The organism is Psychrobacter sp. A3 (assembly GCF_028823565.1).
In the GTDB taxonomy this organism is placed as follows: domain Bacteria; phylum Pseudomonadota; class Gammaproteobacteria; order Pseudomonadales; family Moraxellaceae; genus Psychrobacter; species Psychrobacter celer.
Window position 1 is genome coordinate 1 of sequence record NZ_JAPEHS010000135.1, and the last position, 3,784, is coordinate 3,784.

Genomic DNA, 3,784 nt, shown 5'->3' on the forward strand with positions numbered 1-3,784 from the left:
CCGCCAGTGACGGCCAGACGACCGGTGCTTTTGATATCGCTTTGGATACCAAAGCTGGTCAGCTCAGTCTGTAGCGGTGCTTCGAGCCCATCGGCACAGGTAACGATAAGCTCAAGCGACAACGCTGGCGAAGATGCTGTGGAAGATGCTGGCGAAGTGGTTTCGGTCATACGGATACCTGTGGTCTAAAAGGGTAAATGAGGCACATCAGCAAGGGCGATGTTTAACCCGTGATTTTATCATATTTCCAGATAGGATGGTTTAAAGTGGTGGCCATTGAGCAAGATAGTCGCGGCTTTACTGCTCATTTTTTGTCAGGGGTAGCGGCTCTGATGACTGTGATACTACCTGCGTGGTGGTGGCAAAGGGCTTGGTGGCGATAGGATAGTCGACGTCCTTTGGCATCAGCAAACGCATATGCGGATAAGGGGTAGAGATATTGGCAGCATCGAACGCGCGTTTGATGTCCTCTTTGAGACCTTCTTTAATTTTTGGCATACGGGCGACGGCAGCAGGTTTTACCCAAAAACGCACGATAAAGAAAACCCCGTACTCACCAATTTCATCGACTGTCGCCGAAGTCTCAGGACGGCTTAGCACCACATCGGTGTCACTGAGGACTTGTAGGATCTCTTTGCGAGCGGTATCGATATCGTCTTCAAAGGCGATACGCACACGAATATCAAACCGTATGAAGTTTTTGGAGGTTAAATTGGTCACCTCAGAAGAGGCAACATTGGAGTTTGGAATAATGACGGTGATGTTGTCCCGCGTCAAGATATGCGTGGTACGCAGGGCGATGAGTACCACTCGGCCTTCATTTTCATTGATATGAATCCAGTCACCCACTTGAAACGATTGCTCAAGCAAGATGGTGATGCCAGCGATAAAGTTGGCAAGGGTGGACTGAGCGGCAAAGCCTACCGCCAGACCGACGATACCGAGACCGGCGACCAGCGAGACGATATCAAAGCCAAACTGCGCCATGACACTGGCCAGACCCAGCACCAGTAGCAGCACAGACAAGATGTTTTTTAGCAGCTGCTCTATCGAGGCATTCAGACCATAATGCTGCAAGACTTTGTGAATGATCTGCCCAGATGAGGTCCAAAGCACATAATAAATACCTGCCCATGTGCTGGCCTTGGCAGTGGCTTTGATGGTTTCAGGCTCAAAGTATATCTGACTCATAATGGCAATCAAACTTGCCACAATCCAGATATAGCGCAGTACCGAGCGAACAATCTTGGTGCGCCGCTCATTCAAGTGTAGCTTTGTTTTGCTTTGCTTGAGAATATAAATCGCCAGCCAATAAAAAAACCCAAGTACCGCAAGTAAGATCAGGATTTTGATGGCAGTACTGGCCAAATAGACCACCTGTGAGGACCAGTCGATTGACTCTTCATCAGCAGAGCCGCCAAGCGCCAAATAAAGGCTAGTATGCAGATCACGAATGATCTCTTGAAAAAAATCGGTAATACTAGCGATTGGCATTTTTTGGTCCATGCAGTGATGAGTACATGTAAAGGTATTAAGTTACCTGAAATTAGGGAGGCAAGCAAACACAAGATACGCCCTGATCGCCTGCAATGCTATCTTTTTTATCAGGGTTTTTTTATGAGGGCGTGTCCTTCCTGTAAAACAGTCCAAATCCTTAAAAATTGTCTTCTTGCGTATCGTGGTACTGATAAGGGATTTTCATCTTGTGCTGTACATCGCGTAATGCTGTCCGTAGACCTTCTAATATCGTAGGGTGATAAAATGGCGTGTCGAGCATGTCTTTGATATTTAAGTCATTGGTAATGGCTGTCGCCAAGATGTGACCGATATACTCAGCATCAGGGCCAATCATGCTGGCGCCCAGTATTCTGTCGGTTTTTTTGCAGCCGTAGATATGGAGCAAGCCACAGTTGACTCCCATCACTCGACTACGACCTTGATTGTCAAAACTGACACGGCCGACGACGTACTCTAACTCTGGGTCTTGTTGAATCTCAGGAAGCGACATGCCGACGTTGACGATCTGCGGTGAGCAAAACACGATAGAAAAAGGCAGGGCAGGCGGACGTATATAGGCGTAGCAGATCATGTTGCCTGCGCTGTAGCCTTCATCACTAGCAACGTGTAACAAAGGTATGTGTGCATTGGCATCCCCCACGATATAGACGTTTAAGTCGCCAATTTGGCCGGTTTTTATACTGAGGTTTTTTGGTCGGTTTTTATCATCAAGCTCGACGCCCAAGTTTTCAATGCCCAGCTGCTTGATGGTATTGCGTCGACCGGTGGCGACCAGTACGTATTCGCCTTGCCACTGGCGCGCTTCGCCGGCACTGTCTTCATAATTGATAAATGCGGTTTCTTCTGGGTGGTCTTGCGTATCGGTATGTCGTGTACCGACGTCTTTGATATCGCTACCTAGGTGCATGGTCAGCTCATGACTCAAGCAATCAATGGCTTTATTGTTGATGTCGTCATCTTTGAGGCCGGCCACGCGCTTGACACGATTAAATAGTGTGACCTCGACGCCCAACCGAGTAAAGGCTTGCGCAAGCTCAAGACCGATGGCACCTGCGCCGACGACGGCCAATGATTTGGGTAAGTCATTGAGCTCAAAGACGGTATCAGAGGTAAGCAGGGTCGCACCCAGCTTATCTGCCCAGCCGTCTGGGATAAACGTCGAGCTGCCAGTGGCGACGATGATGTTTTTGGCGTCGATTAGCTCGTTATTGACTTCGATCAGGCCTTGCTGGTTGATATAAGCACGACCATCGATTTTTTTGTCCTCAGGCCAGCTTTCGACTTGTTTTTTGATATAGCTGGCAAAGTGGCTACGCTCCTCACGGACGCGTTCCATGACCCGTTTGCCATCGATTTGAGCGGTGGCATGCACCCCAAAGTCTGCAGAGTGATTGGCCTCATGGGCACGGTCTGCAGCAGCAATCAATAGCTTGCTTGGCATACAGCCGCCTTGGATACAGGTGGTGGTCCAAAACCCTTCATTGATAATGACGATGTCATCACGGGTTTTGCTGGCTTGCCGAAAGGCATTTTGACCAGCTGTGCCCGCGCCAATCACAGCCACCGATACGGTACGAGTGATTTTTTGCTCGGCACTATCGGTATTAGACGGTTGATTCATAGAATTCTCAAGTGTTAAGAAATGATTATTTAACCTAGATATCACAGATGATGTCAGTGATTATTATCTTGTCAGTTGGTTAAGGCGTTAATGTTGCTAGCAGACGATCGGTATAGCCTTTGGCACGCAGGTTACGCTGTGCATGGGTAAGGGTGCCATTTTTGTCAAACACAAAGGCAGAGCGTACCAGCCCCAAGGTGATTTTGCCGTACATGTTTTTTTCTTTGATTACATCAAAATATTGGCAAAGCTTTTCGTCAGTATCGCTAATGAGCGGGATGTGTAAGTCATGCTTGGTGATGAATTTTTGATGAGAGTCGATGCTATCGCGTGAGACGCCAACGATATCATAGCCTAAGTCATCAAACTCGTGGAGGCGCGCGGTAAATTCGGTCGCTTGTGTGGTGCAGCCAGGCGTATTGTCTTTTGGATAAAAGTATAAAATTAGGCCTTTGTCGGTATGGGCGACCATCTCTTTTAGGCTGATGTCATCATGGATGAAGTGACCGTCTAGCGCTCTGACGATGGTAACAGGAAAATCAGGTAACTCGATGCTCTCTGTGGTGGGCTTTGCCATGCTAATGTCCTTATGGTGTTATATAGTTAGCTGAATGTAAAACTGTTATGGATTTAAACGCGCTACTG

The 3,784-nt window shown here is 48.0% G+C and carries 3 protein-coding genes; all 3 read right to left on the reverse strand.

Annotated elements, in window-relative coordinates:
- Positions 1-297: 297 nt before the first annotated feature.
- The 3 genes from NK638_RS12025 to NK638_RS12035 all read right to left on the reverse strand — a co-directional run bounded on the left by NK638_RS12025 (position 298) and on the right by NK638_RS12035 (position 3,716).
- A complete protein-coding gene (locus tag NK638_RS12025; RefSeq protein ID WP_227697364.1) occupies positions 298-1,494 on the reverse strand; it encodes a mechanosensitive ion channel family protein in 1,197 nt (398 codons plus the stop codon).
- Positions 1,495-1,654: 160 nt separating this feature from the next.
- Positions 1,655-3,139 (reverse strand): dihydrolipoyl dehydrogenase, encoded by a 1,485-nt coding sequence (locus NK638_RS12030; RefSeq protein WP_274633196.1) that lies wholly within the window; start codon positions 3,137-3,139, stop codon positions 1,655-1,657.
- A 79-nt stretch (positions 3,140-3,218) separates the two neighbouring features.
- A complete protein-coding gene (locus NK638_RS12035; protein ID WP_274633197.1) occupies positions 3,219-3,716 on the reverse strand; it encodes a peroxiredoxin in 498 nt (165 codons plus the stop codon).
- Positions 3,717-3,784: the final 68 nt, after the last annotated feature.

Bases quoted from the DNA above. Each gene is read 5' to 3' on its own strand.
- NK638_RS12025 (WP_227697364.1), bottom strand. From the start codon at position 1,494: ATGCCAATCGCTAGTATTACCGATTTTTTTCAAGAGATCATTCGTGAT.
- NK638_RS12030 (WP_274633196.1), bottom strand. From the start codon at position 3,139: ATGAATCAACCGTCTAATACCGATAGTGCCGAGCAAAAAATCACTCGT.
- NK638_RS12035 (WP_274633197.1), bottom strand. From the start codon at position 3,716: ATGGCAAAGCCCACCACAGAGAGCATCGAGTTACCTGATTTTCCTGTT.